This is a genomic window from Oribacterium sp. KHPX15 (assembly GCF_900107835.1).
Lineage (GTDB): Bacteria > Bacillota > Clostridia > Lachnospirales > Lachnospiraceae > Oribacterium.
On record NZ_FNRG01000088.1, the window covers coordinates 1 to 1,027 of the forward strand.

At 39.9% G+C, this 1,027-nt stretch carries 1 protein-coding gene; it reads right to left on the reverse strand.

What is annotated here, in order from left to right:
* Positions 1 to 295: 295 nt before the first annotated feature.
* Positions 296 to 751, reverse strand: a complete 456-nt coding sequence (tnpA, locus tag BLV86_RS17495) for an IS200/IS605 family transposase (protein WP_029200955.1) — start codon at positions 749 to 751, stop codon at positions 296 to 298.
* Between the last annotated feature and the right edge of the window lie 276 nt (positions 752 to 1,027).

Consider the following 1,027-nt stretch of genomic DNA (forward strand, 5'->3'; position numbering starts at 1 on the left):
GGGAACATTTCTTCTCCTTATCGTAGTAGGATTTGGAGTCATAAACATAAGTGATGCCTGTTCTTTTGTCGAACTGTTTAATGATAGCCATTTAACCCCCCTATATGGTTATGCGTTTATTGCATCACATAACCATATAAAGTGCAATCACAACCACCCGTCAAACGGGTGGTTTGCTCTGAGGCTATAAGCCTCTGATTACTCAGCCGGCGTCTCAAGGCGCTGGCTTTCACTTTGCTCAAGCCACTATGCGTTTGACTCGTCGCTACCGCTAAAGCGGTGTTTGTACTACCAGCTACCCTTTAAAGGGGTCTTCGTATTCCTTAACACTTAGCTTATCCATTGCTATATCGTGTTTCTCTTGATCTTGGATATATTTTTTGATTGTTGCTTCGTTAAGTCCTACTGTTGACACATAGTAACCTTCTGACCAAAAGTGTCTGTTTCCAAATTTATATTTCAGATTTGCGTGTTTATCAAACATCATCAATGCAGATTTACCTTTCAGATACCCCATGAATGATGAAACACTATATTTTGGTGGTATTGACACCAACATATGTATATGATCTGGCATCAGATGCCCCTCTATTATCTCTACACCTTTGTAATTACATAGGTGCTTTATTATATCGCGCAAATCTTCCTTATATTGATTGTAAATTATTTTTCGTCTATACTTTGGTGTAAATACGATATGATATTTACACATCCATTTCGTATGGGCGAGCGAGTATTCTTTATTCGCCATTTATATCACCGTATCCTTTCTACATAGTGGCTTGAGCACTACTATTATAGTGAGGATACGGTGATTTTGTATAACTTGAACACCCACCCGCTTAGCGGGTGGTTTTGTGTGCCACGCGCTTGATCGTTTTGCTGCCGGCAAAACTTGAAGCAGCGCGCGGCACGTGGTCACGACCTACAATAAAAAATAGCGAAAACCCGCTATTTTACTGACTTTTTTGAAGATTATTGAATAGAAAATATGGTTACGAGATAGGCTATTTGGCTGGGCAGTGAA